Genomic DNA, 25486 nt, shown 5'->3' on the forward strand with positions numbered 1-25486 from the left:
ACTCAGACGTGGGCCGGTGCGGTCCCGGCCAGACGCTTGAGATGGAGCTCCTCCAGGTCGATCTCCGTCTCCAGCTGCCGCAGAACCGAGCTGTGGATCCGGTTCTGCCGGTGCAGGTCGATCAGGGCCGACCGGCCTGAGCGCACGGCGAGCAGCGCGGCGGCGAAGTGCTCGGTCTTCTCGGCCTCCAGCGCCGCCCGCTCGTCGCGGTCCCGCGAGGACGCCCGCACCCGGCGGCGGTACTCCTCCACGAGGCGCGGGTGCTGCGGCGCCCCGGTCTCGGGGAACACCAGGCCTTCCAGGGCGGCGAGCCCGGCCTCGTTCACGACCACGCGGGCCATCGGCGCGTCGAGATGGCCGTCGGGGAGGTGCGCCGCGGGGTCGAGGCGCAGCCGCCGGATCAGCGGCCCCAGCGTCGTGCCCTGCACCAGCACGGTGAACAGGATGACCGCGAAGGCCGCGACCAGGATCGCGTCGCGGCCCGGGAAGTCCACCGGCAGCGCCAGGGCGGCCGCCAGGGTCACGACCCCGCGCATGCCGGCCCACCCGACGATCAGCGGCACCGCCGGGTTCGGCGACGGTTCCTGCGCGCGGAACCGCGGCGACAGGAGCCGCCGCAGGTAGACGGCGGGGAACACCCAGAGCAGGCGAGCGACCACGCAGGTTGCCGTGACGGCGAGGGCCAGCGGCAGCTCCGCCGAGAGCGCCCCCAGCTGGCCGCCGGTCCGGGCCAGCACGCCGCGGAGCGCCAGCCCGATCAGGACGAAGACCAGGGCCTCCAGCACGAAGACCACGAACTCCCACACCGCCACGGAGTGGCGGCGGGCATGCGCGTCGAAGGTCTCGTGCTCCCGGCCGCCCATCATCAGGCCGCAGGCGACCACGGCCAGGACGCCGGAGGCGTGGATCTCCTCGGCCGCGAGGTAGGCGACGTAGGCCGCGAGGAAGCTCAGCACCGTGATGGCGTTGGCGTCGTGCATCCGCCGCATCACCAGGGTCACCGCCACCCCGCACGCGATCCCGACCGCGACGCCCGCCACCGCGAGCCACGCGAAGCTGCCGGCCGCCGCCCAGGCGCTGAAGGTGCCGGTGAGCGCCGCCGCCACCGCGAAGCGGTAGAGCACGAGGCCCGAGGCGTCGTTCACGAGGCTCTCGCCCTCCAGGACCGTGATCATCCGGCGGGGCAGGGCGACGCGGGCCAGCACCGCCTTGGCAGCCACCGCGTCCGGCGGCGAGACGATGGCGCCGAGGGCGAAGCAGGCGGCCCAGGGCAGGGACGGCACCACCGCGTGGGCGACGAGCCCGACCACGAGGGTCGTGAACAGGACCGCGCCGAGCGACAGGGACAGGATCGGGCCGAGGCTCGCCCGGAAGTCGCGCCAGACGGTGAAGTAGGCGGATTCGAGCAGGAGCGGCGGCAGGAACAGGACCATGATCAGGTCCGGGTCGAGATCGAAGGCCGGCAGGCCCGGCACCACCGCCAGCGCCATGCCGCCGACGACGAGGGCGGCGGCCGGCGGGAAGCCCAGGCGCCCGGCCGCCAGCGACAGCAGCAGGGCCGCGCCGAGGAGGCCGAGGATCAGCTCGAACAGGGCGACGGAGGTCATCGGTGGATCGGGCCCGGCGCTGGATCTGCGGGAAGCGCGGCCGTTCTAGGACGTTTCCTGGTCGGATGAATACCGCGTCGGCCGAAGGTCCGCCGAGGGTCGCGGCGCGGGCCGCGACCTAGAGCGCCCCTTCCCGCACGGCACCCGGATCGGCCAGCGCGTGCAGGATGCGCGCGGCGCTGTGGGCGAAGCGCAGCGTCACGGCCTTGCGGCGGGCGCCGCTCAGCGGGTGCTCGGGCGGTTCCCGCAGGATCCCGGCCCCGTAGGCGTCGGCGACGATCAGGCCGCACTCCTCCGGGATCAGCGACTCGGGCACGTCCTCCGGGATGGCGAAGAAGAACCGGTCGCAGAAGTCGCGGTAATCCGGCCATTTCCGGTCGGCGCGGAAATCGGCCACGCTCGACTTGATCTCTACGATGGTGAGCTTGCCGGCGCCGCAGAGCGCGATCACGTCGGCGCGGCGGCCGTTGACGAGGGAGAATTCCGGCAGGGTGACACAGCCCATCTCGGAGAACAGCCGGCGCACGCCGCGCTGGATGCGCAGGGCCGTGGGCGATTGCCGCCGGTCGGGCGGCAGCAGCGCCTCGACGGACGGGGGTGCGGAATCGGGAAGGCCGAGGGAAGCGGACATCGAGCTCGGGGGATGCGTCTGCGGGTGCGTCTGTACCGAATCGGGACATCCTGCCAAGTCGCGCCCGCTCCGTCACCTGCGGCGCGGCACCGCCCCGCGGCAGCGCCCCGGGGCGATCACCCGAGGCAGGCCCGGATCGCGTCGAACCCGTCGGTGAGCGCGGCCGGGCCGGGCTGCAGGATCAGCGGCGACTTGATCTCGTGGATGCGCCCGTCGCGCACCGCCGGGATCGCGGCCCAGCCGGGCCGGGACCGGATCCGCTCGGCGTTGACCCGCTTGCCGCACCACGAGGCGAGGATCACGTCGGGCGCGGCCGCGATCACCTGCTCGGCGGTGACGATTCGGTCCCTCGCGGCCGGCTGGCGGCTCAACTCCGGGAAGACGTCCCGGCCGCCCGCGAGGCCGATCAGGTCCGAGACCCAGCCGATGCCAGAGATCATCGGCGCGTCCCACTCCTCGAAGTAGACGCGCGGCGGCGGCCGGTCCGGCACCTCTGCGGCGGCCGCGGCCAGCCGCGCCTCGAGGCCCGCCGCCAGGGTCTCGGCCCGCTCCGGCAGGCCCACGAGGGCGCCGAGCGTGCGCACCATCGCGAGGCAGCCCGCTACGTCGCGCTGGTTGAACAGGTGGACCGCCACGCCCGCGCGGGCGAGGTCGGCGACGATGCCGGCCTGGAGGTCCGAGAAGGCCAGGACGAGGTCCGGCGCCAGCGCCAGGATTTTCGGGATGTCCGCGCTGGTGAAGGCCGAGACGCGCGGCTTCTCCCGGCGGACCCGGGGCGGGCGCACCGCGTAGCCCGAGACGCCGACGATCCGCGCCTCCGCGCCCAGAAGGTACAGGGTCTCGACCGTCTCCTCGGTGAGGCAGACGATCCGCTCGGGCGGGAAGCGGCGCATCAGCGGTCGGGCCGGATCATCGGTCGAGCCGGATCATCGGTCGAGCCGCATTATCGGTCGAGCCACGTGAGCAGCCCGGCCCCGGGGGCCAGCAGCACGAAGGCCCAGATCAGGGCGGAGGCGACGTTGGCCAGCTGGAACGGCAGCCGCGCCAGGCCGAGGATCCCGGCGAAGAGCGGGACCAGGGCGCGGGCCGGCCCGAAGAAGCGTCCCAGCGCCACCGCGGCGATGCCCCAGCGGCCGATGAAGGCCTCGGCCTTGGCCATGAGCTCGGGATAGCGCCGCAGCGGCCACTTGGTCTTCGCCCCCGGCCCGAGCCAGCGCCCGGCCTCGTACGAGATCCAGTCGCCGAGGGCGGCCCCGAGCGCCGCGGCGATCACCACCGGCCAGAACGGGATGTCGGCGCCGCCGACGAGGGCCCCGATGCCGACCAGGATCACGGTCGCCGGGACGAACAGCGACAGGATCGCGATCGATTCGCAGAAGGCGAGGCCGCCCGCGATGACCGGCGTCCAGGCCTTGTGCGCCTCCACGAAGGCGAGGGTCGAGGTGCGCAGGGCTTCGATGTCCATGGGGCTCCGAACGGGGCTCTGGGAGTAGGAGGAGGGTCGGTCCCATCTGAGGCGCGCGGGGGAGGGCGGCAAGGGACAGGGGTGCAGCCGGCGCGGGAACCGGCTAACCGTAGCGGGACAACGAGCGAGTCCCGCGTTGAACGTCCTGTCGATCCAGTCCCACGTCGCCTACGGCCATGTCGGCAACGCCTCCGCGGTGTTCCCGATGCAGCGTCTCGGGGTCGAGGTCTGGCCGGTCCACACCGTGCAGTTCTCCAACCACACCGGCTACGGGGCGTGGCGCGGCCCCGTCTTCGACGCGGCGATGATCCGCGAGGTGGTGCGCGGCATCGGCGAGCGCGGGGTCCTGGGCCGCTGCGACGCGGTCCTGTCGGGCTACATGGGCTCGGCCGAGATCGGCGCCGCGATCCTGGAGGCGGTGGACGCGGTTCGGGCGGCAAACCCTCGGGCGCTCTACTGCTGCGACCCGGTGATCGGCGACGTCGAGGAGGGCGTCTACGTGCGGCCGGGCATCGAGGCGTTCCTGCGCGAGCGCGCGGTCCCGGCCGCCGACATCCTCACCCCCAACCAGTTCGAGCTCGGCCTCCTCACCGGCCTGCCGAGCGGCACCCTGGCGGAGGCCGGGGCCGCGATCGCGGCGCTCCGGGCGCGCGGGCCGCGGGTGGTCCTGGTCACCTCGGCGCTCTGCGCCGACACGCCGTCCGACAGCATCGACCTGCTCGCGGGCGCGGAGGGGCGGGTGTTCCGGGTCCGGACGCCCCGGCTCGCCATCGCGGTGAACGGGGCCGGCGACTGCATCGCGGCGCTGTTCCTGGTGCACTACGCCCGGACCGGCTCGGCCGAGGCGGCGCTGGGCGCCGCGGCGGCCTCGATCTACGGGCTGCTCAAGCGCACCGCCGAGGCGGGGTCGCGGGAGATCCTGACGGTGGCCGCGCAGGACGAGTACGTGAATCCGAGCGCGCGGTTTCCGGTCGAGGCGGTCTGAGGCGACCCCGGCAAACCGCTCCGCCCAAGTCCGTAGAGAGCAGCAAGGATCGACCCGATGGCGCGCCGCTTCGTCACCCTCGACGTGTTCACCGAGCGGAGGCTCGCCGGCAATCCCCTCGCCGTGGTGCTCGACGCGGAGGGGCTCGACACCGCGGCCATGCAGGCCATCGCGCGGGAGTTCAACCTGTCGGAGACGGTCTTCGTCCTCCCGCCCGCGGAGGCCCGGCACCGGGCGGCGCTGCGCATCTTCACCCCCGCCCGGGAGCTGCCCTTCGCCGGGCACCCGACGGTGGGCACCGCCGTGCTGCTGGCGCTGCAGGACCCGACCCGGGGCGACGCCCGGGCCTTCGGCCTGGAGGAGGGGATCGGGATCGTCCCCTGCGTGGTCGAGACCCTGGCGGACGGGACCGGCGGACGGGCCCGGTTCCGCCTCCCGGTCCTGCCGGACTACCTCGGTCCCGGCCCCGATCCCGCGGTGCTGGCGCGGCTCCTGGGCCTCGAGCCCGGCGACATCGGCACCGGCCGGCACGCGCCGAGCCGCCACGGCGTGGGGCCGACCTTCACCTGCGTGCCGGTGGCGTCGATCGCCGCGCTCGACGCCGCCCGGACGGCCCAGGCGCCCGATCCGGCCGACGGGCTCTACCTCTACGCCCCGGATCCCGAGGGCACCGGCCAGCGCTGGCGCGTCCGCATGTTCGCGCCGAATGTCGGCGTGCCGGAGGATCCCGCCACCGGCTCGGCGGCCTCCGCCTTCGCGGGGGTGCTGATGCAGTTCGAGGCGCTGGGCGACGGCACCCACGACGTGGCGATCCGCCAGGGCGAGGCGATGGGGCGGCCGAGCGACATCGCGCTCCAGCTCACGATCGCGGCCGGCGCCCTGCAGGGCGTCGAGATCGGCGGCGCCGCCGTGATCCTGTCGGACGGCAGCCTGCATGTCTGACAACTTCTCCGACGGCTTCCGGATCACCCGGGTCGCGGACGTGGCGGCGCGGTTCGTGGACCACGACTGGGCCTTCCCCCGCGTGCACGAAGCCGCCATCGCGGCCCACTGGCAGGCCCGGTTGCAGCGCAGCCCCGGCATGTTCGACGGGACCGTCCTGCTGTGCTGCGACCACGCCGTCGCCGACGGGGTCGCCCGCCTCGACCTGTTCGCGACGCGCTACGCGACCTTCACCTACTACCGGGACAGGCCCCGCGCCGAGGCTCGCATCGCCAACGCCTTCGCGGCGATCGTGCCCTGGACGGCGGACGGCGCCGTCCTGCTCGGCGAGATGGGCGCCCACACGGCCAATGCCGGCCAGCTCTACTTCCCCTGCGGCACCCCGGATCCGGACGACGTGCGCGGGGCGCGGGTCGATCTCACCGGCAGCGCCGCCCGGGAACTCGCCGAGGAGACCGGCCTCGCGCTGCCGGCCGGGGCCGAGACGGACTGGGTGCTGCTGGAGGGGGAGGGCCAGCTCGCCTTCCTGCGGCCGGTGCGCTTCCCCGAGCCGGCGGCGCGGCTCGTGGCCCGGATCGCCGACCATCTCGGCGCCGAGGCCGAGCCGGAACTCGCCGGGATGCACGTGGTGCGGGGCCGCGACGACATCGACTCCGCGCGGATGCCGGGCTTCGTGCGGGCCTACCTGGCGGACGCGTTCCCGCCCGCCCGCTGACCGGCGCGGCGCGTGGGGAAAGACGTTCGTCTCCCGGCGCGCGTCGATCGGATGTCATCTCGCGCGCAGAGCGCGGACGATACAGATTTTCGTTTCATTGACCGCCCTCGCGGCAAGCATAAACTCGGCCGCCCACAGAACAGCCCGGCACAGCGCGGGCATCGGATCGCGGCAGGCCCCATGCACATCGGATCTCACGCGCGCCCCGGCAGCCGCCGGCTCGCCGGGGCGCTGCTCGCCGCCGCGCTGACGCTGGCCACGACGACGCTGGCCGCGGTGGCGGCCCGCGCGGACGAGGTCGTCCTGCGGGTCGGCGACCAGAAGGGCGGGAACCGGTCGCTCCTCGAGATCGCCGGCTACGCGAAGGATCTGCCCTACCGGATCGCGTGGTCGGAATTCCCCGCCGCCGCGCCGATCCTGGAGGCGCTCAACGCCGGCGCCCTCGATGTCGGCTACACCGGCGACCTCTCCTTCCTCACCGTCGTCGCGGCCGGGGCACCGATCAAGGCGATCGGCGGCACCAAGTCGGATCCGCGGACGCAGGCGATCCTGGTCCGCGCGGATTCACCGATCCGCTCGGCCGCCGACCTGAAGGGGAAGCGGCTCGCCGGCACCCGCGGCGGCTGGGGCCAGTTCCTGATCGGCGCGACGCTGGAGAAGGCCGGGATCGCGCCGTCCGAGGCCACCTTCGCGCCGCTCAACCCGGTCGACGCCAAGGTCGCGCTGATGGCCGGCTCGGTGGATGCCTGGGCGGTCTGGGAGCCCTACGTCGCGTTCGCGACGCTCAAGGACAAGGCCCGGCCGATCGCGGACGGCGCGGGCCTCACGCCGACCATCACCTTCATCGTCGCCTCGGACAGCGCCATCGCCACCAAGCGGGCGGCCCTCCAGGACTTCCTGCGCCGCCTGAACCGGGCGCGGCTCTGGTCGCTGGACCACCTCGACGCCTACGCCCGGAACACGGCCGCGCTGACCAAGATGCCGGAGGATGTCCTGCGCGCGGCCTACACGGCGCAGCGGACCAGCCCGATCGCGCTCGACGACGGCGTCGTGGCGGAGGTCCAGGAGGCCTCGGACCGGGCGACGCGGTACGGCATCCTGTCGAAGACCCTCGACGTCGGCCGGGCCGTGGACCGGAGCTTCGCGGCCGCGGCCTCGAACTGAGGGGCGACAGCCGTCACGCATCCGCGATTTTTGCGGCACTGCGGGAGCTTCGCTGTTTCCGGCACGTTCACCAGGGGCTCCCCGCAGCGGCACGTGGCCGGGCGGGTCGCGTTCCGGAGTGTCCATGTCCGATTCCCGTCGTCCCGCATCGCAGGCCCGCGCGACCCGCTCGCGCATCCAGGAAGGCCAACCCTATCCCCTCGGTGCCACCTGGGACGGGCTCGGGGTCAATTTCGCGCTGTTCTCGGCCCACGCCACCAAGGTCGAGCTCTGCCTGTTCGACGACCAGGGCGAGCAGGAGATCGAGCGCATCGAGCTGCCCGAGTACACGGACGAGATCTGGCACGGCTACCTGCCCGACGCGCGCCCCGGCACGATCTACGGCTACCGCGTCCACGGCCCCTACGAGCCGAAGGCCGGACACCGGTTCAATCCCAACAAGCTGCTGATCGACCCCTACGCCAAGGGGCTCGTCGGCTCGATCACCTGGAACCCGGCCCTGTTCGGCTACCAGATGGAGACCGGCGACGACCTGACCTTCGACGAGCGCGACAGCGCCCCCTACACGCGCCGCTCCCGCGTCATCGACCCGGCCTTCACCTGGGGACGGCACCGCAAGCCGCTGATCCCGTGGGAGAAGACCATCGTGTACGAGGCCCACGTCAAGGGTATGACCAAGCTCGACCCGCGGGTGCCGGAGAAGCTGCGCGGCACCTACGCCGGCCTCGGCACCCGGGACGTGCTCGACTACATCAAGAGCCTCGGCGTCACCTCGGTGGAGCTGCTGCCGGTCCACGCCTTCGTGCAGGACGATTACCTGCAGCAGAAGGACCTAGTGAATTACTGGGGCTACAACACGATCTCGTTCTTCACGCCCGCACGGCGCTACGCCGCGGTGCCGGATTTCGCCTTCTCCGAGTTCAAGGAGATGGTCTCGCGCTTCCACGGCGCCGGCCTCGAGGTGATCCTCGACGTGGTCTACAACCACACCGCCGAGGGCAACGAGAAGGGCCCGACCCTGTCGTTCAAGGGCGTCGACAACGCCTCCTACTACCGGCTGCTGCCGGACGAGCCGCGCTACTACATCAACGACACCGGCACCGGGAACACGTTCAACCTGTCGCACCCGCGGGTGCTGCAGCTCGTGACCGATTCCCTGCGCTACTGGGCGCAGGAGATGCAGGTCGACGGGTTCCGCTTCGACCTCGCCACGATCCTGGGCCGCGAGCCCTACGGCTTCGACGAGGGCGGCGGCTTCCTCGACACCTGCCGGCAGGACCCGGTGCTCAACAACGTCAAGCTCATCGCCGAGCCGTGGGATTGCGGCCCGGGCGGCTACCAGGTCGGCGGCTTCCCGCCCGGCTGGGCCGAGTGGAACGACCGGTTCCGCGACGACGTCCGCGCCTACTGGAAGGGCGACGGCGGGCTGCTGCCGGACCTAGCGGCGCGCGTCTCGGGCTCGGCCGACAAGTTCAACAAGCGCGGGCGCAAGCCCTGGGCCTCGGTGAACTTCCTCACCGCCCACGACGGCTTCACCCTGCACGACACGGTCTCGTACAACGACAAGCACAACGAGGCGAACGGCGAGGGCAACCGCGACGGCCACTCGCACAACCTCTCGTACAATTACGGGGTGGAGGGCCCGACGGACGATCCAGAGATCCGGGCGGTGCGCCTGCGCCAGATGCGCAACATGCTGGCGACCCTGTTCCTGTCCCGCGGCACGCCGATGCTGCTTGCCGGCGACGAGTTCGCCCGGACCCAGAAGGGCAACAACAACGCCTACTGCCAGGACAACGAGGTCTCTTGGCTCGACTGGGGGGCGATCGGCGACGAGGAGCGGGATCTCGCCGAGTTCACCCAGCGCCTGATCATCCTGCGCAACGCCCTGCCGATCCTGAGCCGCGGGCGGTTCCTCACCGGCCAGTACGACGAGGAGTTCGGCGTCAAGGACGTGACGTGGCTGCGCCCGGACGGCAGCGAGATGGCCGGCGAGAACTGGTCGGACGGCGAGGCCCGGGCCTTCGCGGTCCAGCTCGACGGGCGCGCCCAGGCTACCGGCCTGCACCGCCGCGGCGGCGACGCGACCCTGCTGATCATGTTCAACGCCTACCACGACCTCGTGACGTTTACGCTGCCGGAATCGGTCGGCGGCGTGGCCTGGACGCGGCTCCTCGACACCAACCTGCCCGACAGCCAGGACGTGGAGAGCTTCAAGTTCGGCTCCGGCTACGACGTGACCGGGCGCTCGCTCCTGATGTTCGTCCTGAAGCCCGAGGACAGCCCCGGGACGGAGGATAACGCCATGGAGCGCTCCTACCAGCACGTGATGCAGGCCTTCGAGCGGGCGAACGTGGAGCACGTCCGCTTCCACCTCGACGACGCCGAGGGGTGAGGGACGCAGCCGGGCGGTTTTCGCACCGCCCGGCCGACTGCGCCTTGCGCCGAGCGGCGCACCCGGCTAACAGCACGGCACCGCGCGGCCCTGGCCGCGCCCGCCGCGCCGCGTGCGCGCCCGGGTGCCCGGTTCGCGGACGGAGGGGTGGCCGAGTGGTTGAAGGCGCACGCCTGGAAAGTGTGTATACCGGAAACGGTATCGCGGGTTCGAATCCCGCTCCCTCCGCCAACCTGCGCTGATTTTACTAGCGAATTTCCGAGGCAGGCGCATCTACCCCACCAGCGGCCGGGACGTGATGGCCAAGGAACCTCCGACCGTCTCCGAGCTGCGCGAGGCCGCCGAGATCTCCGACGACGAGATCAACGCCGCGGTCGACGTGGTGCTGGCGGATCTGGCCACCGAGGCCTACCCGCTCGCGAAGGGCTGGACCCTCGACCTCGTCGACACGCTGCGCACGAACACCCGCGCGGCCGAAGCGCGGACCACCGACAAGGCGGCCTGGAAGCGGAACATGGTCCGGACCGCGATCCTGCTGGCGCATCCGGTGAAGGGATGAGCGATCCCGACGCTGAGCGTGTAGCGACCGTCGAGCGTCTCTCCGAACGGCTGAGCGGCTTCGTTCAGGGAATCGGGATGAGCGGCGCGGACGCGCGCCAGATCATTGAGCGCGTGATCGCGTCCGAGCCGTCCGCCGGCGACCTGATGGCCAAGGCGCGCACCTGGATGCTGATCGCGCTGGGATAGTCATGCTGAAGATGACCGCAACATGACCCCGATGACGCCTGTTGGCTGGCTTCTCTTCGCCGCTATGTGGTTGGCCGGGCCGGTCACTGGGTTCACCGCAGCCAGCCTGACCGCCTACGCTTTGGAGCGGAGGAAGCTTGAGACGCGTGGCGCATTAGTTCTCACGCTCTCCGGGAGCCTGCTCGCGATCTCGACGCTGCTGCTCACGTTCGTCGCAGGGCTGTAGGCGGCGTGCCGTTGACGCCGAAGGTGCCATCGCCGCGAGGCGCGCGACCGCGCCGGGATCTCCGCCCGCGCGTGTTGGCGGCGCTGACGTCCGAGCCGTTGACTGCGACCGAGATAGCAGAGCGTGCAGGCATTCCCGGCCGGGTGCGCGCGATGTACGCCGTCCACGCGCTGGAGCGCCTCGAGGCTAAGGGTCTGGCGTTCAGCGTAATCCGCCGAACGCGGACGCGGTGGCGCTCCGCGGCGGGAAGAGCAACCCCCTTATCGCAACTGCCCCTCTCCTGATAGCTCAGCGCCAAACCTCTCCTGGGCATACGCTTCCAAGTCGAAATCGTCCTCAACGGTTTGATACATGAATCGTTCGGCCATCTCGGTCAGCACGATGTCCGGCTTCACACGATCAACCAATCCGTAATCAATGGACGTCGACCATACGAAATGAACCTCTCGGAACGTCTCAGCCAACAGGATCGTCAGCATGATCGGCGCCCAGTGGCTGAAGCTGTCGCCGAACAGAAGGAGCCGTCTTTTATCATCGACTCTGTTATTGCGGTAAATGACATGGGCCCCAATGTGCAACGTTGAGCCCAGACCTAAGTGCTCGCGTGACTTCACAATTGGACTGGCATAGGCACGAACTGCATCGCGCTGAGGCTGCACGATGATTTGATCTTCTGTCATTGGAGGATCGCACCTGCCGCCGAGATCGCCTGCAAATTCAGGGATGTGCTGCTTTCGCCGCTCTTCGAAATCCCGGACAGGTCGCGCTCCGAGTGCCTTGCATACTCTTTCGTAGGCGAACTGACGCCCCTTGAACGACCAGTGGCTGTCTACCTTAAAATAAAGCTGTGCCCGGTCCTCGGCCGCACTCATCGGCCCAAACAGGTCAATGCAAATCGATCGCCAGCTTCTTTGGCGGCGGACATGTTGAAAGTATGCTAATTTACCCCTGTCCCCAGCAAGCCAGAACGGATCTTCTTCATAGAAGCGACGCGCCGGTGCAAGTTGTACATCGACATTGATATCGCGCATCATATCCGAAAGTATGCTGACCTTCTCTGGCGCAATCATGTGCTTGTACACGATGCCTTAGCTTGAAGTTTTTCTTTGCGGCCAAGGATGATTTGCCGCCATTTTATGAGTGTGTAATCATTTCTATCATTGTTTTTGTACTGCTCAAGCACATTGTTGCTTCCAGCAATGACGAACAAAAATCCATTATGGCCGAGATGGAGATCGCTAGGGACTTTATGTTTATTCATGGCAAATAGATCATCCGCCCGCGCAAGCGGCCCATTTAGACAAAGGGTCGTCGCCTCTCGCAAGCACCGACCTACGGTGAGGCGCAATGCCGATAGGCAGACCAATGATCTAAAGTTTAATGAAATCAGGGCCTCGTCAACCAGAGGGCGATGCTGTTCGCATAAGGGCTGCAGAGGCGTCAAAACGGCAAGCAGCGCATGTGTCGCGGCGGCAACTCCCGCTTCCGCACGATCCGAGCTCGGTCCCTTAGGGTTACCTCGTTCGTCGGCCAATCGAGGCCGGCAGCCTCGAACGTAGCGATTGCCACGGACAGCGGGTAGATGGTCGCGAGTTGCAGCTCGAGCTTGTTGCCGATCCGATCCCACATCTCCACCGTGTAGGGGTCACCCGGCTGCACCGGCGGGATCTTCCTGGCGGGCGGCGGCAGCGTGGTCGCGGCGAGGCAGAGGCGCTCGTATTTCCGCGCGGGCGGCGCCCCGGGCGAGCGCTGGTAGCGGCACGAGGCCGTCAGGTGCCGGAGCAGGTCGAGCGTCGAGATGTCGGCCCCGTCGCGACCGATCAGGCTGGCGACGGTGTACCGACCCGACCGCTTGCAGGTGGCGCAGTCGACGTACACCCGACCGGGATCCGCATCCCCCAGGCGCCCCATTCTGGTTGCTCTCCGCTCGCGAACGGAGAGGGAACAAGCCAGAGCCAGACTCGCATAGCAATGCCTGGCGTGAGCCTTCCCTGATGACAGTGTGGCGGGATGTGGAAGCCTCCATGAAAATCCAACCACGACAATAGCTTATGGTGCCGAGACCCGGCGCCAAGGCGTGAACCGTCGCTGACGGATTTGCGCATGAGCACCGTCTTCGTCGGCACGACACGCATCAACGTGACGTTGTGGCAACACAACTGATCACGTTTTCGTGTATCGACGTGAGTGGAACAACTTAGGAGCGAAGCATGGACCGCTCACGAGGCCCATCACCGAATCGGAATCTGACTTGGCAGCATCTGCAGCCGCGGGAGCAACGCTGGAACGCTCTCGGGCAGCGCCCAGTCATTGCTTGGCTCACAGGCCTTTCAGGGGCAGGCAAGTCAACGATCGCAAACGTTGTGGATCAAGCTCTAACAGCCTCTGGTCGCGCAACAATGGTGTTAGACGGTGACAACCTGCGACATGGACTGAATAGTGACTTAGGCTTTACGGACCGCGACAGAGCTGAAAACGTTCGACGTGTGGCTGAGACAGCAAAATTGGTAGCTGAAGCCGGTTTAATAATAATTGTTTCACTCATATCTCCGTTTTCTGCAGAACGCAAAGCTGCGCGGGCTATTGCTGGCGACGTCGTTTTCCTTGAAGTGTTCGTAGATACACCGCTAACAATCTGTGAAGGCCGAGACCCAAAGGGCTTATATACTCGCGCCCGAGCGGGCATGATCCCGAACTTCACTGGCATCTCAGCGCCCTACGAAGCCCCGATGAAACCTGATGTGACACTCGCAACAGCAGGTCAATCCATCGGTGATACAGCGCAGCCGTTGATCGATATGCTTCTGCAACTTAGCACAGCAGGACACCATTACCTGCCTAATCGACATTCGTCTCAGAGATTTGATGCAATGTGCGACAATGGATTATGACACAGAAGGTCATAATTCATGTTGGCCCACATAAAACTGGGACTACATCAATCCAAAATATGCTCTATGCGCATTCTTTGGGTGATGGCGAGAATTTTGTTTATCCCTTCACTTGCCCCGATCAGACAGGGCAGCACGATTTCGCTCGAACGGCGTCAGACCCCGAAAATCCTACTTTCATCGAGATGCTGACGTGCCTTTCGAGGCTTGAGAAGACGTTTGTTCTCTCAAGTGAAGAGCTTAGCTTCCTTCCGGTCGACTCGTTGCAGAAAATTCGAGAAGCTCTTCCGTCTGCCGAATTTACGATTGTTTATTATCAACGAAACATATTATCTATTCTCCATTCATGGTGGCAAGAATTAGTCAAACATGGCGGCGTCGAAGATTTTCATAAATATGTTCTAAGTGTGATTTCGATGCCAGGGAGGCTACATCTGCTGGTCCCGGATTTATTATTAAGCAACTGGGCGTCTGTTTTTGGAAGAGACTCGATTAAAATTTTTTTATACGACCGAATTTCTGACGTAGCAAAGCAATTCGCTTTCGATTTACTTGGTTTGATCATTTCTTCCAGCAAGCGAACAGAGTTCAACAAATCTTTTGATTACATTGACTGTGAGATGATCCGTCTGTGGAATGTGTGTGGCTTCATCGGAGTGGATGCGATCCAGTCGCAAAAATACGGATTAATGCGCGATCTAGTTGCCGCGAGGGCTAAAGAATGCACGGAAAGCCTGGCCCTGAACTTTGATATCGAGGAATTTTCTAACATAGAGAACACTTTGATTTCCCGTTGGGGAGATCGCATCGAAGGTTTCACTGGCAGCAGGCTGTTTACGCTGCGGGAGAAAACGTACACGTACATCAGTTCGGATTTTTGGACAGATAATCCTGACCTTGTTGCCGCCATGTGCGTCTTTGCGAAAGGCACAGCTGGCCGAGCATACAGAAGTTCGGCAACAGTCACGGCCTCGGATGCATCTAGATCATGCGAGACGAATATGGACGCCTGGGGTCAGATGGAAATTATACTCGGTGCGGCGCGCCAAAGAGAGCAGCTACTCAGATGTCAATTGGCCAAAGAAGCTGAGCGGTCTCAAGCGCTAGAAATAGTTATATCTACGCTTGTTGCCAGCATGAATTGGCGTGGACTTGATCGATCTAAATTCCAGAGGCTGATGACGGATGTAGCCAGGTCGACACCCAATGTAGGACGAGCCGCGAATCGTCATGAAATCTATCTTCATCAATCTCATAAAATTCTATGTGCTAAATAATTTTCTTTTATTCTTGCAATTTTCAACGATGTCGCGTCGAAAACGAAGAATTTAGGGAGCAATGCCTACTAAGATTGGCTGATCGCCACCAAGAAGCGGCACGCGGCCGAGGATGAGGCCGAGCGGCGTCGCGGCGGCCCAGCGCCCCTGGGTTAGAGCAACCTACCCGCCGGCCCGCCGGTCAGCGACTTGCCCGCGCCGGTGACGAGCTTCGAGAACGCCAGCGCGGCGGCTGACGCCTGCGCCTCGGACGGGAAGGTCCGATCAGATTCCATCACCGGCAGATGCGAGGCGTCGAGCAGCACCCAGGTCCAAAGGTGGCGGCCGGTCGATCGGATCTCGAAATGCATGGTCGGCTCCATATGCGAGTGGACATACCGGCACCTTGCGCCCGGAAAAGGCTCGCCGCGTTAATGGCTTGCACGACGCAACATCCTGCGCCGGCTCAGATCGCGCTTGTCCCCGACATCCTTGCAGATCAAAGGCGAGATCAGCCGCGCACCTTGGCCGCGAACTCCCAGACCGGCGGCCCCCGAGGTCTAAATGTCTCTGACGAACATGAAACGAGAGGAAGGATGATCAGGCTGAGCGCTTGAGCTCTATTTGATCATCGTTCGAAGCACCAGCGGCAGGTTGCTGTTTCGGCTTAAGGCTTTGCGTGGGGGTGACAGAGGATGCGTGGCTGCTCGACGATGACGAGCGCCTCAGAGCAAACAACAAGGCAGCGCTCGCAACACATGCCACGGCGCCCCCGATCGGAGCCATAATGACCGAGATCGCCCCCAACGAAGGCCATGTACCCACAATCGAAAGTCCTGCGCCTACGAAGGCCGACAGAACGAGGAAGATGAGGTTCACGATCGCACCCTTCTGCGATAGGCGGCCCGACGTGTCGCCCTCGTGTTCGAAGAACGGGGAGGTTGTATAGCGATCTAAACGGCCGATATGCGGCAACTTCTGAGCGAGAACCCGGTCGCCGTTAGTGCTCATTTGTTGAGCATTGGCCTAAGTATGGCCAAGGTCATTTAGCGCCGTTGGCGCCCCTCATGCGCCGAAATCGCCAACCATGCTCGGACAGGCGCTCGATCAGGTCGCGCCAAGAGGCGACGGCGGGCGGGAGGTCGGACATGACGGCGGGGTACGGCGGAATGGTTGCCGACACGCTAACCGTTCGCTCGGCCCCGCCCCGATCTGCTCACGGGGCGGGGGAGCGCCTGATCTCACCAGCGTGTGAGCCGAGCCGATACGCAACTTGGCTGGGCGCCAGGATGGTCGGCGCCGGTTACCGGGCGGTGCGGGCACCCAACGTGCGAACGTCCCACGTTGAACCCCGCCATGCTATCAGGCCTCGTCGCCCGTCACGGGCGCTGGGATCGGCCACAATGCGATCGCTTCTGCTCGCCGCCTCTCTGCTACTCCTGCCCGCGCCCGCCTTCGCGCTATGCCAGTGCGTCTGTGTCCGCGGCGAGATGAGACCGGTCTGTCAGCAGACGGACCTGATGGTGCCGATTTGCCAAGGGCTGTGCGAGACCACGATCCGGCAAGAGCGCGTGACGACCCCGCTTGCCGGCGGACGAGTGCAGTTCGGCCCCGCCGAGACGACCAACCCTTCGCCTGGCGGGCTCGCATCTGACCAGTTGGATCTCAACACCAACAAGTACGGCCAGCCCTTGGGCACGCCTTCCGAGCTCTCGGGCAGCGTAGGCTCGAGCCTTTCGGGCGCGACAGGCGGCAACGCAAATTCGTTGTCTGGTGGCGCCGCGGCAGGCGGCCGCTGAGCAACGAAAAAGCCCCGCGCGGCGGTGCCGGCGGGGCTGAGTGAATCCCTGGGAGGAATGCAGGTCCGTCGCAAGCCGCGGGCCAGCGCGAGGCACAGAAGCGCTCGCTCGAATGAATCGGTCGGCGCTTGCGGCGCCGCTCGGAATGATGGATCGAGCGCAGGTCTCGCGCTTGGGGATCCATCATGAAGTTGCGCATGCTGCGGCCGTTCCGGCGCCCTCCGTCGTTCGTCAAGGTCCGGCTGCCCGGCTTCGATCCGGCCTACTACCTGAACGCGTATCCCGACGTGCAGATCGCAGGCCTTAATCCGCTCGATCACTATCTGCGGCACGGCTGGAAGGAAGGCCGGGATCCGAGCGCGGGCTTCAGCACCGACGGCTATCTGGCCGCAAACCCCGATGTGGCCTCATCCTGCCACAACCCGCTCGTGCACTTCGTGAACACCGGCTTGGCCGAGGGCCGGAGCGGCTTCTTCAAGGACCCGAAGTCGCCGGCTCCGAAGCCGCGCTGAAGATCCGGGCACGAAAAAACCGCCGCGGCCGGAGCCGGGCGGTTCAGGTGGTTGCGTTCACGAGATGTAGACGTTGGCGAGGCGCGGTTTAATCCAGCCGCCCTGCGAAACGACGAAAGGCGCCCCGGCCGAAGCCAGGGCGCCCAGGGCGTTGACCTATAAGTCAACCGCGACGGTCAGTCGGACGGCCGCCGCATGAAGGCCTTCAGCATTTCGTCGCACGTCTCCTTCATCTCACCCCGCACCGAGCTGACCATGTCATCGATCCGCCGCTCCAGACGGGTGATGACGTCACCAGTCACGCAGGTCCGCGCCACCTCGATCTTGAAGGCGTTCAGCTCCTCCTCAAGCGACCGGATCTCGATCTTGCCGCCGTAGCGGCCGGGGCAGCGCCCCGGCCGCCTGCCCTTCGAGCCGCGCGCTCGGCCCCGATGAGTGTCGGGCGTTCGAGGTCGCCTCAGGCGCCGCGCGTCGGCGGCCCGCGCCGAGCGCGATGTCCTCACGGGGTCGGGCGGCGCCGATGCCGCGCGTTGCGTCTTCCCAGCAACTGTCCCGATCCCGACCGCGCGCAGCGAACCCTCCATGTCGACGACGCCCTCTGAACAACCGACGCGTCGGCGTGGCCGCCCGCGACTGGCCGTGCACGAGCGGCGATGCAACAGGATCTCGTTTCATGTGCGCGACGATCTGCGCCGGGCCATCAAGCATCTGGCCCGGGCCAAGGGGATGTCCCTCAGCAAGCAGGTGGAGGCCTACGTCGAGAAACGCGACCTCGAAGACATCGTCGCGCTCACGCAAGATGGCAGCACCGCCCTCGATCCCGTCCTCATTAGTCTACTGGATGACGTCGACGGTGCAGCGGCGCGTCCTTGGAGCGCCCCGACAGCACGCTCGCGCGGAGCTCGGGCGTGACGCTCGGCCCGGCCGGCGTGAAGCCCTCGCGGGTGCCGGTCGGCGCATCACATCTGCGCGCGCCGTCCTGGCGGAGACAAGGCAGTAACCATTCGGGCGCATGGCCCTCGCAGGAAGCCGCGGAGCCGTCATGACCAGCCACCGACCGACGATGCCCCGCCCGCCGACAGCGGCGCCCTGCATCCTGGAGACGACGATCCTCGCCGCGCGGATCGCGGCGCTCGTGGCCTGGGATGCCGGCGCGGCGATGGCCCGGGCCGCCACGGCGCCGGAATCCCATCCGCCGGTGATCCGGATGCCGCTCGCCGCCTAGAACCGAGCGCGCCCATCGTCCTCGTTGCAGGGCTCGCCGCGGCGGGCCCTTTCTCGTGCGCCCTCGGCCTCGACAGCGCGACGGATTTTCCGACACGGGATGGATTATCGCGCCTCGGCGCACGTCAACATCCCGACATGTCAAACTTGGAAGAATTCTCAGGTTCTCCGGCTCCGCCCACTCCGCCTCCCTCCGCGGGCACGGCGGGCCGTGCGCGGGCGTCGGCCCGCCACCGGGCGACGGCCGGGCCCCGAAGGTCTGCCATTGCGGCTGGCACGGGCTTCGAGATGATGTGAGGCAGCGAACAATATAATCTGCGCTCAGCCTCAGATTTTTTCGCTTGCATCGAGCGGTTTTTCTGGCAAAAGCGCGAAGCTTATCTTCCGGATTGGGGTTTATACATGCGTATGCTTGCAATCGGCGCCGTCCTTGCCGTTGTCATGCCTCTCGCCGCGCAGGCCCAGGAGGCCGGCGACGCCGCCGCCGGCGAGAAGGCGTTCGCCCCCTGCAAGGCGTGCCACAACTTCCAGAAGAACGGCGTGGGCCCCGACCTGAAGGGCGTCGTCGGCCGCAAGGCAGGCACCTACGAGGGCTACAACTACTCCGCCGCCCTGAAGAACTCCGGCATCACCTGGGACGAGGCCAACCTGCACGAGTGGCTGAAGAACCCGAAGACGAAGGTGCCGGGCAACAAGATGATCTTCCAGGGCATCGCGGACGACAAGAAGATCAACGACCTCATCGCCTACCTGAAGACCCAGTCGTAAGTCGGACGGACCTCGGGCCCAGGAGACGCGCGGTCTCTCGCCGCGCGTCCGCCGCGATGAACCCCGCCCGGCCTGGCCGAGCGGGGACTTCTGCGTTCGCTCGAGGGAATTCTACAAAAATAGTCTTGGTTTTTCTTCGCGAGATCTTCCCATCGCACAGGATGGTGCTACTCTAGGCGCAGTCGCTCGGCGTAACGCACCGGGCGTCCTCAACCTTCAGCCCCGCCGGCACCCGCCGCGCGGGGCTTTTTCGCGGCTCAGCGGCCGCTGCCGGAGGACAGGCTCGACCCGACGCTGCCGGAGAGCTGGCTCGGCGTGCCCAGCTGGGTGCCGTTCGGGTTGCTGTCGAGGCTGAGATCGGGCGACACGAGGCCGCCGGGCGCGGGGTTGGTCGACTGGGCCGGCTCGAAGGCCTGCCGGCCGCCGGCCAGCGGCGTGATGACCCGCTCCTGCCGGATCGTGGTCTCGCAGAGCCCCTGGCAGATCGGGACCGTGAGGTCGGTCTCCTGACAGATCGCCTTCATCTCGCCCCGGATGCACGTGCAGCGGCACAGCGCCGAGGCGGGGGCGGGCAGCGCCAGCAGGGCAGCGGCGAGCATGAACAGGCGCATGATGATCGACCTCATTGCCCGCGACAGGGCGATCGGGGCTCGGCGGGCCTCATAGCACGGCGCGCCCCGGAGAAGGTCCGTCGCTCAGCCGGCCGTGACGCGGCGGTAGCTCGCCGCGAAGGCCTCGGCGGCCTCGCGCGTCAGGTCCGTCACCACCAGTCCGGCGGTGTAGACGGTCCATCGTCCGTTCTGGTCTTCCGTGATGCAGATTTCGGCCATCGGGCGCCTCCACTCCACGCCACAACAAAGCCGAGCGAAGCTGACGAGTTCCTGAACCGCGCCGGGCGATCACGCATCCGACGCGCCGTCGTCCCGGAGGATGCGGACGGGCCGGAAGGCGCGCGCGGACACGGCGGCCTCGACCCAGGCGCGGGCCGCCGCGGCCGCGGGGTGATCGGCGAAGGCGGCCGGGCGCGGCGGCCATTCCGACCCGGACTGGACGACGTAGCCGCGCCTGCCCGCGGCGCACGGGCCGACGTAGCCGAAGACCTTGCCGGTTTCGTCGACGAGGTCGGTGCAGTGGACCGGCCCCTCGGTCCAGCGGAGATCAGGCATCGTCACGCCCCATGGTCCCACATCGTCAGCCGTCCGGCGCATGACTCCACGCGGGCCGAGGCGAGTCGACGCCGGCGCGGACCGCCCCTATACGCGCCCGGCGGCCGGACCGTCATCGGCGCCCTCCGAGCCCGCAGAGGGATCCGGCGTGGCTGACGGGGCGGCAGACGGCTCAGCGGGCAAATTGCGGGACCGCCCGGCGGACAGCGTGGCGATCGTCGGCCTGGGCTATGTCGGGCTCCCGCTCGCCCTGGCATTCGGCCGGGGGCGGGTCACGATCGGCTACGAGCGCGCCGCCGACAAGGTGGCGGCCTACCGGGCCGGGCACGACCCGGCCGGGGAGATCGACGCGGAGGCGTTCCGGGCCGCCGCGCAGCTCGCGATCACCGACGACCCGAGGGCGCTGGGCGCGGCGGACGTGATCGTCGTCACGGTCCCGACCCCGGTCGACGCGGCCCAGTGCCCCGATTTCGACCTGCTGGTCCGGGCCTCAGACCTCGTCGGCCGGCACATGCGGCCGGGCGCCACCGTGGTGTTCGAGTCGACCGTCTATCCCGGCGCCACCGAGGAAATCTGCATCCCCGTCCTGGAGCGGGCCTCGGGCCTGCGCTGGAAGACGGACTTCTTCGTCGGCTACTCACCCGAGCGGATCAACCCGGGCGACCGGGAGCACAGCCTCGCCCGGGTGGTGAAGATCGTCGCCGGCGACACGCCCGAGACCCTGGAGCGGCTGAAGGCCCTCTACGGGTCGATCATCGAGGCGGGGCTCCACGCCGCCTCGTCCATCCGGGTGGCCGAGGCCGCCAAGGTCATCGAGAACACCCAGCGCGACCTGAACATCGCGCTCATGAACGAGCTGTCGCTGATCTTCGACAAGCTCGACCTCGACACGCAGGAGGTCCTCGCGGCGGCGGGGACCAAGTGGAACTTCCTGCCGTTCCGCCCCGGGCTGGTCGGCGGCCACTGCATCGGCGTCGACCCGTACTACCTGACCCACAAGGCCGCGATGATCGGCTACCACCCGCAGGTGATCCTGGCCGGGCGGCGGATCAACGACAGCATGGCGGCCCACGTCGCCCGCAGCACGGTGAAGCGGATCGTCCGGCGCGGCGGGACCGGGCGGGCGCGGGTCGTCGTCCTCGGCCTGACCTTCAAGGAGAACTGCGCGGACCTGCGCAACTCGAAGGTCGCCGACCTCGTGCGGGAGCTGGAGGAATTCGGATGCGCCGTCTCGGTCCACGATCCCCGCGCCTCCGAGGCGGAGGCCCGGTCCGAGTACGGCATCGACCTCGTCGACTGGAATGACCTGCCCACCGACGCGGACGCGGCCGTGATCGCGGTCCCGCACCGCGACTACGCCGGGCTCGGCCCGGAGGCGATCGCCGCCCGGGTGAAGCCTGGCGGCCTGATCGTGGACGTGAAGGCGCTCTTCGAGAAGGCGCCGTTCGCGCGGCTGGGCTACGAGGTCTGGCGGCTGTGACAGCGGCCGCGCCGAGGCTGGGACAGCGGCGAGACGCGCCACACGACCCGCGATCATCCGGACGACGAGGGAACACGCCATGGACGAGAAGGGGGCCGAGACGGGCCACGAGAACCGGCCGCCCGCGCCCAGCGACGCGGCGCTCGCGGAGCGGCACGCCCGCTACCCGGACGCGCAGATCCGCACCATCCTGAACGGCACGCGCACGATCGCGCTGGTGGGGGCCTCGGCGAACCCGGCGCGCCCGAGCTGGATCGTCCTGAAATACCTGCTCGACCGGGGCTACGCGGTGACGCCGGTCAATCCCGGCCTCGCCGGCCAGGACCTGCTCGGGCGCCGGGTGGCCGCCTCCCTGGCGGAGGTTCAGGCCGCGCTGGGCGACCAGCCGATCGACATGGTCGAGATCTTCCGCAACTCCGCCGCCGCCGGGCCGCTGGTCGACGAGGCGCTGGCGCTGACGCCGCCGCCCAAGATGATCTGGATGCAGCTCGGCGTGCGCGACGACGCGGCCGCCGCCCGGGCCGAGGCGCGCGGACTGACGGTGATCATGAACCGCTGCCCGAAGATCGAGTACGGCCGGCTCTCCGGGGAGATCGGCTGGACCGGCGTGAACTCCCGGATCCTCAGTGCCCGGAAACCCGTGCTGGCGGCCAAGGGCGTCCAGAAGCTGACCATCGCGGAGCGGGGCCGGCGCGGCGACTGAATCCGGTCCTCATACGGACCACGACAGCGCCCCGTGGCCAGCGCCGCGTCCGATCGCGTCGTAGCGGTCTGGAAGGACGGCGGCTCCGATCGAGACAACCGCGCCCTGCCCCCTCTCCCGTGCGGGAGAGGGTTGGGGTGAGGGACCAGACGCTTCCGGGTCGAGCGCGTCATCGCGGCTCGGCCAGGACGCACCTCGTCCGGACGGGCCTGATCCCTCACCCTGTCCCTCTCCCGCACGGGAGAGGGGACCCGCGCCTCGTGCGGCACAGGCACGGCGATCGCCCCCGCCTCAACGCGATCGGGCACGGCTCCAACCGGATCGGATGATCCCGTCCAACACCCTCATCCTGAGGTGCGAGCGCGGCGAGCCTCGAAGGAGGGCTCCAGCCGGCCGCGCGATCCGTGCCGGCTTCCTCGGAGGCCTCCGCTACGCTCCGGCACCTCAGGATGCGGCGGCGGCGTGGAGAGCCGCCCGGCCGTTCGTGGCCTCGCGTCTCCCCGATTGGGGTATCCTGATACCTCAACAGCCAAACCACTCTGATCGCTCGATTTTTCGCGATTTCCGATTTACCTATTGACCAAGTCGACCGGGCCGTCTATACACCCGGCACCGCCGCCGCGTGTGCCCCACGCGGCGGCTCGTTTTTCGGCACCCCGATGTCCGCGGATCCCGACGCGTCGGGATCCGCGGACATCGGAACCCTTGGGATTTGGCTATGAAGACCACCTCGCTGAAGCCCGCCGAGGTCGACAAGAAGTGGATCGTGATCGACGCGGAGGGCCTCGTCGTCGGCCGCCTCGCGTCGATCGTGGCGATGCGCCTGCGCGGCAAGCACAAGGCCGCCTACACGCCCCACGTCGATTGCGGCGACAACGTCATCGTCGTCAACGCGGACAAGGTGAAGTTCACCGGCCGCAAGTACGTCCAGAAGCGCTACTACTACCACACCGGCTACCCGGGCGGGATCAAGGAGCGCACGGCCAAGTTCATCCTCGAGGGCCGGTTCCCCGAGCGCGTGGTGGAGAAGGCTGTCGAGCGCATGCTGCCGCGCGGCCCGCTCTTCCGCCAGATCCTCGGCAATCTCCGCGTCTACAAGGGCACCGAGCACCCGCATGAGGCCCAGCAACCGCAGGCGCTCGACGTCGGCGCCCTCAACCGCAAGAACGTGAGCGCTTGATCATGGCGACCCTGCAGTCCCTCGCCGACCTCAACCGGTCGAACACCGGCGCGGTCGACCCCGCCAACGAGGCCCCCGTCCACGTCCAGAAGCTGGACGCGCAGGGCCGCGCCTACGCTACCGGCAAGCGCAAGGACGCGGTCGCCCGCGTCTGGATCAAGCCCGGCAGCGGCACGGTCACGATCAACAAGCGCCCGGTCGAGACCTACTTCGCCCGCCCGGTGCTGCGCATGATCCTGCGCCAGCCGCTGGAGATCGCCGGCCGCGTCGACCAGTACGACATCACCGTCACGGTGGCGGGCGGCGGCCTCTCCGGCCAGGCCGGCGCGGTGCGCCACGGCCTGTCGAAGGCCCTGACCTACTACGAGCCGGAACTGCGCGCCTCGCTGAAGCGTGAGGGCTTCCTCACCCGCGACGCCCGCGTCGTCGAGCGTAAGAAGTACGGCCGCAAGAAGGCCCGCCGCAGCTTCCAGTTCTCCAAGCGTTAAGACATCCGGTCACACCGGTGTCACGGAGAGGGCGGCTCCTGCGGGGGCCGCCCTTTCGCGTTTTCAGGCCGCGGCACGGCCGTTGACAGGCTGTCGCACCGCGCGCACCTGATCCCCGGCCGCGGTGCCCGACTCGGGCGGCGAGGCATATTCGAGAGAGCGAGACGAGCGATGTCTGGCGCAGGCGCGACGAAGCCCACCGTGTTCATCGACGGCGAGGCCGGCACCACCGGTCTCGGCATCCGCGAGCGCCTGGAGCGAGACGGACGGGTCGCCCTGCGCAGCATCGCGCCGGAGCACCGCAAGGATCCGGCGGCGAAGCGCGCGCTGCTCGCCGAGGTCGACCTCGTCGTGCTCTGCCTGCCGGACGAGGCCGCCAGGGAGACCGTGGCGCTGGCCGACAGCCTGCCCGGCGGCGGCCCCCGCGTCCTCGACGCCAGCACCGCCCACCGGGTCGCGGAGGGCTGGACCTACGGCTTCCCGGAGCTGACCCGGGAGCAGGGCGCGGCGGTGGCCCGCGCCCGGCGCGTCGCCAATCCGGGCTGCTACCCGACCGGCGGCGTCGCGCTCCTGCGCCCGCTGGTGGAGGGCGGCCTGATCCCGGCCGACCACCCGATCAGCGTCAACGCGGTCAGCGGCTACAGCGGCGGCGGCAAGAGCATGATCGAGGCCTACGAGCAGGGCACGGCGCCGCCGTTCCAGCTCTACGGCCTCGGCTTCGCCCACAAGCACCTGCCGGAGCTGCAGCGCTACAGCGGCCTCACCCGGCGGCCGATCTTCGTACCCTCGGTGGGCAACTTCCGGCAGGGCATGCTGGTGAGCGTGCCGCTCCACCTCGACACGCTGCCGGGCCGGCCCACCGCCTCCGACCTCGAGGCGGCCCTGCGCGACTGGTACGCCGGGCAGCCCCTGGTGCAGGTCGTGCCGGGCGCCGCCACCGGCGCGCACCGCGAGAAGATCGAGCCGGAGGAACTCAACGACACCGACCGGCTGGAGCTGCGCGTGTTCGGCTCGTCCGAGCACGGGCAGGCGGTGCTGGTCGCGCGGCTCGACAATCTCGGCAAGGGCGCCTCCGGGGCGGCCGTGCAGAATCTCGGGCTGATGCTCGGGCTCGACGGCTAGAGCGTTCCCGATCGCATTGC

Annotated in this window: 31 protein-coding genes and 1 tRNA gene; 21 read left to right on the plus strand and 11 right to left on the minus strand. The window is 68.0% G+C overall.

The annotated features are described in order from the left end of the window. Positions 1–2: 2 nt before the first annotated feature. The 4 genes from LOK46_RS05955 to LOK46_RS05970 form a co-directional block, all read right to left on the minus strand. Complete coding sequence (locus tag LOK46_RS05955; protein WP_273562922.1) at positions 3–1607, minus strand: Na+/H+ antiporter; 1605 nt, start codon at positions 1605–1607, stop codon at positions 3–5. Between the two features lie 118 nt (positions 1608–1725). Beyond that, complete coding sequence (locus LOK46_RS05960; RefSeq protein WP_273562923.1) at positions 1726–2238, minus strand: MmcB family DNA repair protein; 513 nt, start codon at positions 2236–2238, stop codon at positions 1726–1728. Between the two features lie 116 nt (positions 2239–2354). Continuing rightward, positions 2355–3131: a cobalamin-binding protein gene (locus LOK46_RS05965; RefSeq protein WP_273562924.1), complete on the minus strand. Its 777-nt coding sequence runs from the start codon at positions 3129–3131 to the stop codon at positions 2355–2357. A 50-nt stretch (positions 3132–3181) separates the two neighbouring features. After that, positions 3182–3703, minus strand: coding sequence for a DedA family protein (locus tag LOK46_RS05970; protein WP_020092475.1), 522 nt, complete (start codon positions 3701–3703; stop codon positions 3182–3184). A 136-nt stretch (positions 3704–3839) separates the two neighbouring features. On the opposite strand from LOK46_RS05970, the gene pdxY reads away from it, so the two are divergent. The 9 genes from pdxY (at position 3840) to LOK46_RS06015 (ending at position 10877) form a co-directional block, all read left to right on the plus strand. Continuing rightward, the gene (gene pdxY, locus LOK46_RS05975) at positions 3840–4688 is read left to right on the plus strand and encodes a pyridoxal kinase PdxY (protein ID WP_273562925.1); all 849 of its coding nucleotides are present in this window, start codon (positions 3840–3842) and stop codon (positions 4686–4688) included. Between the two features lie 57 nt (positions 4689–4745). After that, positions 4746–5630, plus strand: a complete 885-nt coding sequence (locus LOK46_RS05980) for a PhzF family phenazine biosynthesis protein (RefSeq protein ID WP_273562926.1) — start codon at positions 4746–4748, stop codon at positions 5628–5630. Then, positions 5623–6345: an NUDIX hydrolase gene (locus tag LOK46_RS05985; protein ID WP_273562927.1), complete on the plus strand. Its 723-nt coding sequence runs from the start codon at positions 5623–5625 to the stop codon at positions 6343–6345. The genes LOK46_RS05980 and LOK46_RS05985 overlap by 8 nt, the downstream gene beginning before the upstream one ends. 180 nt (positions 6346–6525) lie before the next feature. Next, positions 6526–7509, plus strand: a complete 984-nt coding sequence (locus LOK46_RS05990; RefSeq protein WP_273562928.1) for an ABC transporter substrate-binding protein — start codon at positions 6526–6528, stop codon at positions 7507–7509. Between the two features lie 124 nt (positions 7510–7633). Then, on the plus strand, positions 7634–9904 hold the full coding sequence (gene glgX, locus LOK46_RS05995) for a glycogen debranching protein GlgX (protein ID WP_273562929.1): 2271 nt from the start codon (positions 7634–7636) through the stop codon (positions 9902–9904). Positions 9905–10045: 141 nt separating this feature from the next. Then, positions 10046–10135: transfer RNA gene (locus LOK46_RS06000), tRNA-Ser, on the plus strand. A gap of 67 nt (positions 10136–10202) precedes the next feature. Next, on the plus strand, positions 10203–10463 hold the full coding sequence (locus LOK46_RS06005) for a hypothetical protein (protein WP_273562930.1): 261 nt from the start codon (positions 10203–10205) through the stop codon (positions 10461–10463). Continuing rightward, positions 10460–10651, plus strand: a complete 192-nt coding sequence (locus tag LOK46_RS06010; protein ID WP_273562931.1) for a hypothetical protein — start codon at positions 10460–10462, stop codon at positions 10649–10651. Before LOK46_RS06005 ends, LOK46_RS06010 begins: the two co-directional genes overlap by 4 nt. Positions 10652–10673: 22 nt before the next feature. Further along, positions 10674–10877, plus strand: coding sequence for a hypothetical protein (locus LOK46_RS06015; protein ID WP_273562932.1), 204 nt, complete (start codon positions 10674–10676; stop codon positions 10875–10877). A gap of 260 nt (positions 10878–11137) precedes the next feature. Here LOK46_RS06015 and LOK46_RS06020 read toward each other — a convergent pair whose 3' ends face one another. Next, positions 11138–11959, minus strand: coding sequence for a hypothetical protein (locus tag LOK46_RS06020; protein WP_273562933.1), 822 nt, complete (start codon positions 11957–11959; stop codon positions 11138–11140). A 358-nt stretch (positions 11960–12317) separates the two neighbouring features. After that, positions 12318–12755, minus strand: coding sequence for a hypothetical protein (locus tag LOK46_RS06025; protein ID WP_273562934.1), 438 nt, complete (start codon positions 12753–12755; stop codon positions 12318–12320). Positions 12756–13087: 332 nt separating this feature from the next. Here LOK46_RS06025 and cysC point away from each other — a divergent pair, with 332 nt between their 5' ends. Continuing rightward, the gene (cysC, locus tag LOK46_RS06030; RefSeq protein WP_273562935.1) at positions 13088–13768 is read left to right on the plus strand and encodes an adenylyl-sulfate kinase; all 681 of its coding nucleotides are present in this window, start codon (positions 13088–13090) and stop codon (positions 13766–13768) included. After that, positions 13765–15045: a hypothetical protein gene (locus tag LOK46_RS06035; protein ID WP_273562936.1), complete on the plus strand. Its 1281-nt coding sequence runs from the start codon at positions 13765–13767 to the stop codon at positions 15043–15045. The genes cysC and LOK46_RS06035 overlap by 4 nt, the downstream gene beginning before the upstream one ends. A gap of 152 nt (positions 15046–15197) precedes the next feature. Here the strand turns inward: LOK46_RS06035 and LOK46_RS06040 are convergent, their stop codons facing one another. Then, complete coding sequence (locus LOK46_RS06040) at positions 15198–15395, minus strand: hypothetical protein (protein WP_273562937.1); 198 nt, start codon at positions 15393–15395, stop codon at positions 15198–15200. Positions 15396–16427: 1032 nt separating this feature from the next. On the opposite strand from LOK46_RS06040, the gene LOK46_RS06045 reads away from it, so the two are divergent. Together LOK46_RS06045 and LOK46_RS06050 are read left to right on the plus strand one after the other, a co-directional pair. After that, a complete protein-coding gene (locus LOK46_RS06045) occupies positions 16428–16823 on the plus strand; it encodes a hypothetical protein (RefSeq protein ID WP_273562938.1) in 396 nt (131 codons plus the stop codon). Positions 16824–17008: 185 nt separating this feature from the next. Then, positions 17009–17335 carry a hypothetical protein gene (locus LOK46_RS06050; protein WP_273562939.1) on the plus strand — a complete coding sequence of 109 codons (327 nt, stop codon included), beginning with the start codon at positions 17009–17011 and terminating at the stop codon, positions 17333–17335. Between the two features lie 176 nt (positions 17336–17511). Here the strand turns inward: LOK46_RS06050 and LOK46_RS06055 are convergent, their stop codons facing one another. Then, positions 17512–17919: a hypothetical protein gene (locus LOK46_RS06055; protein WP_273562940.1), complete on the minus strand. Its 408-nt coding sequence runs from the start codon at positions 17917–17919 to the stop codon at positions 17512–17514. A 91-nt stretch (positions 17920–18010) separates the two neighbouring features. On the opposite strand from LOK46_RS06055, the gene LOK46_RS06060 reads away from it, so the two are divergent. The 3 genes from LOK46_RS06060 to LOK46_RS06070 all read left to right on the plus strand — a co-directional run bounded on the left by LOK46_RS06060 (position 18011) and on the right by LOK46_RS06070 (position 19327). Next, complete coding sequence (locus LOK46_RS06060) at positions 18011–18247, plus strand: hypothetical protein (protein WP_273562941.1); 237 nt, start codon at positions 18011–18013, stop codon at positions 18245–18247. Between the two features lie 130 nt (positions 18248–18377). Next, positions 18378–18560, plus strand: a complete 183-nt coding sequence (locus LOK46_RS06065) for a hypothetical protein (RefSeq protein ID WP_273562942.1) — start codon at positions 18378–18380, stop codon at positions 18558–18560. 401 nt (positions 18561–18961) lie between these two features. After that, positions 18962–19327, plus strand: a complete 366-nt coding sequence (locus LOK46_RS06070; RefSeq protein WP_273562943.1) for a c-type cytochrome — start codon at positions 18962–18964, stop codon at positions 19325–19327. 257 nt (positions 19328–19584) lie between these two features. Here LOK46_RS06070 and LOK46_RS06075 read toward each other — a convergent pair whose 3' ends face one another. From LOK46_RS06075 to LOK46_RS06085, 3 genes are all read right to left on the minus strand, one after another. After that, complete coding sequence (locus LOK46_RS06075) at positions 19585–19938, minus strand: hypothetical protein (protein WP_273562944.1); 354 nt, start codon at positions 19936–19938, stop codon at positions 19585–19587. Positions 19939–20022: 84 nt separating this feature from the next. Continuing rightward, positions 20023–20157, minus strand: a complete 135-nt coding sequence (locus LOK46_RS06080; protein WP_020096204.1) for a hypothetical protein — start codon at positions 20155–20157, stop codon at positions 20023–20025. 69 nt (positions 20158–20226) lie between these two features. Next, entirely contained in the window at positions 20227–20493 is a 267-nt protein-coding gene (locus LOK46_RS06085) for a hypothetical protein (RefSeq protein WP_273564549.1), read from the minus strand. A gap of 208 nt (positions 20494–20701) precedes the next feature. On the opposite strand from LOK46_RS06085, the gene LOK46_RS06090 reads away from it, so the two are divergent. The 5 genes from LOK46_RS06090 (at position 20702) to argC (ending at position 25466) form a co-directional block, all read left to right on the plus strand. Then, positions 20702–21973 (plus strand): nucleotide sugar dehydrogenase, encoded by a 1272-nt coding sequence (locus tag LOK46_RS06090; protein ID WP_273562945.1) that lies wholly within the window; start codon positions 20702–20704, stop codon positions 21971–21973. Positions 21974–22052: 79 nt separating this feature from the next. Further along, a complete protein-coding gene (locus tag LOK46_RS06095) occupies positions 22053–22676 on the plus strand; it encodes a CoA-binding protein (protein ID WP_273562946.1) in 624 nt (207 codons plus the stop codon). 718 nt (positions 22677–23394) lie between these two features. Beyond that, positions 23395–23856 (plus strand): 50S ribosomal protein L13, encoded by a 462-nt coding sequence (gene rplM / locus LOK46_RS06100; RefSeq protein WP_056529664.1) that lies wholly within the window; start codon positions 23395–23397, stop codon positions 23854–23856. Positions 23857–23858: 2 nt separating this feature from the next. Next, on the plus strand, positions 23859–24344 hold the full coding sequence (rpsI, locus tag LOK46_RS06105) for a 30S ribosomal protein S9 (protein WP_273562947.1): 486 nt from the start codon (positions 23859–23861) through the stop codon (positions 24342–24344). A gap of 171 nt (positions 24345–24515) precedes the next feature. Next, the gene (gene argC / locus LOK46_RS06110) at positions 24516–25466 is read left to right on the plus strand and encodes an N-acetyl-gamma-glutamyl-phosphate reductase (protein WP_273562948.1); all 951 of its coding nucleotides are present in this window, start codon (positions 24516–24518) and stop codon (positions 25464–25466) included. The last annotated feature ends 20 nt before the right edge of the window (positions 25467–25486 follow it).

The sequence above is a fragment of the Methylobacterium sp. NMS14P genome, from assembly GCF_028583545.1.
Lineage (GTDB): Bacteria > Pseudomonadota > Alphaproteobacteria > Rhizobiales > Beijerinckiaceae > Methylobacterium.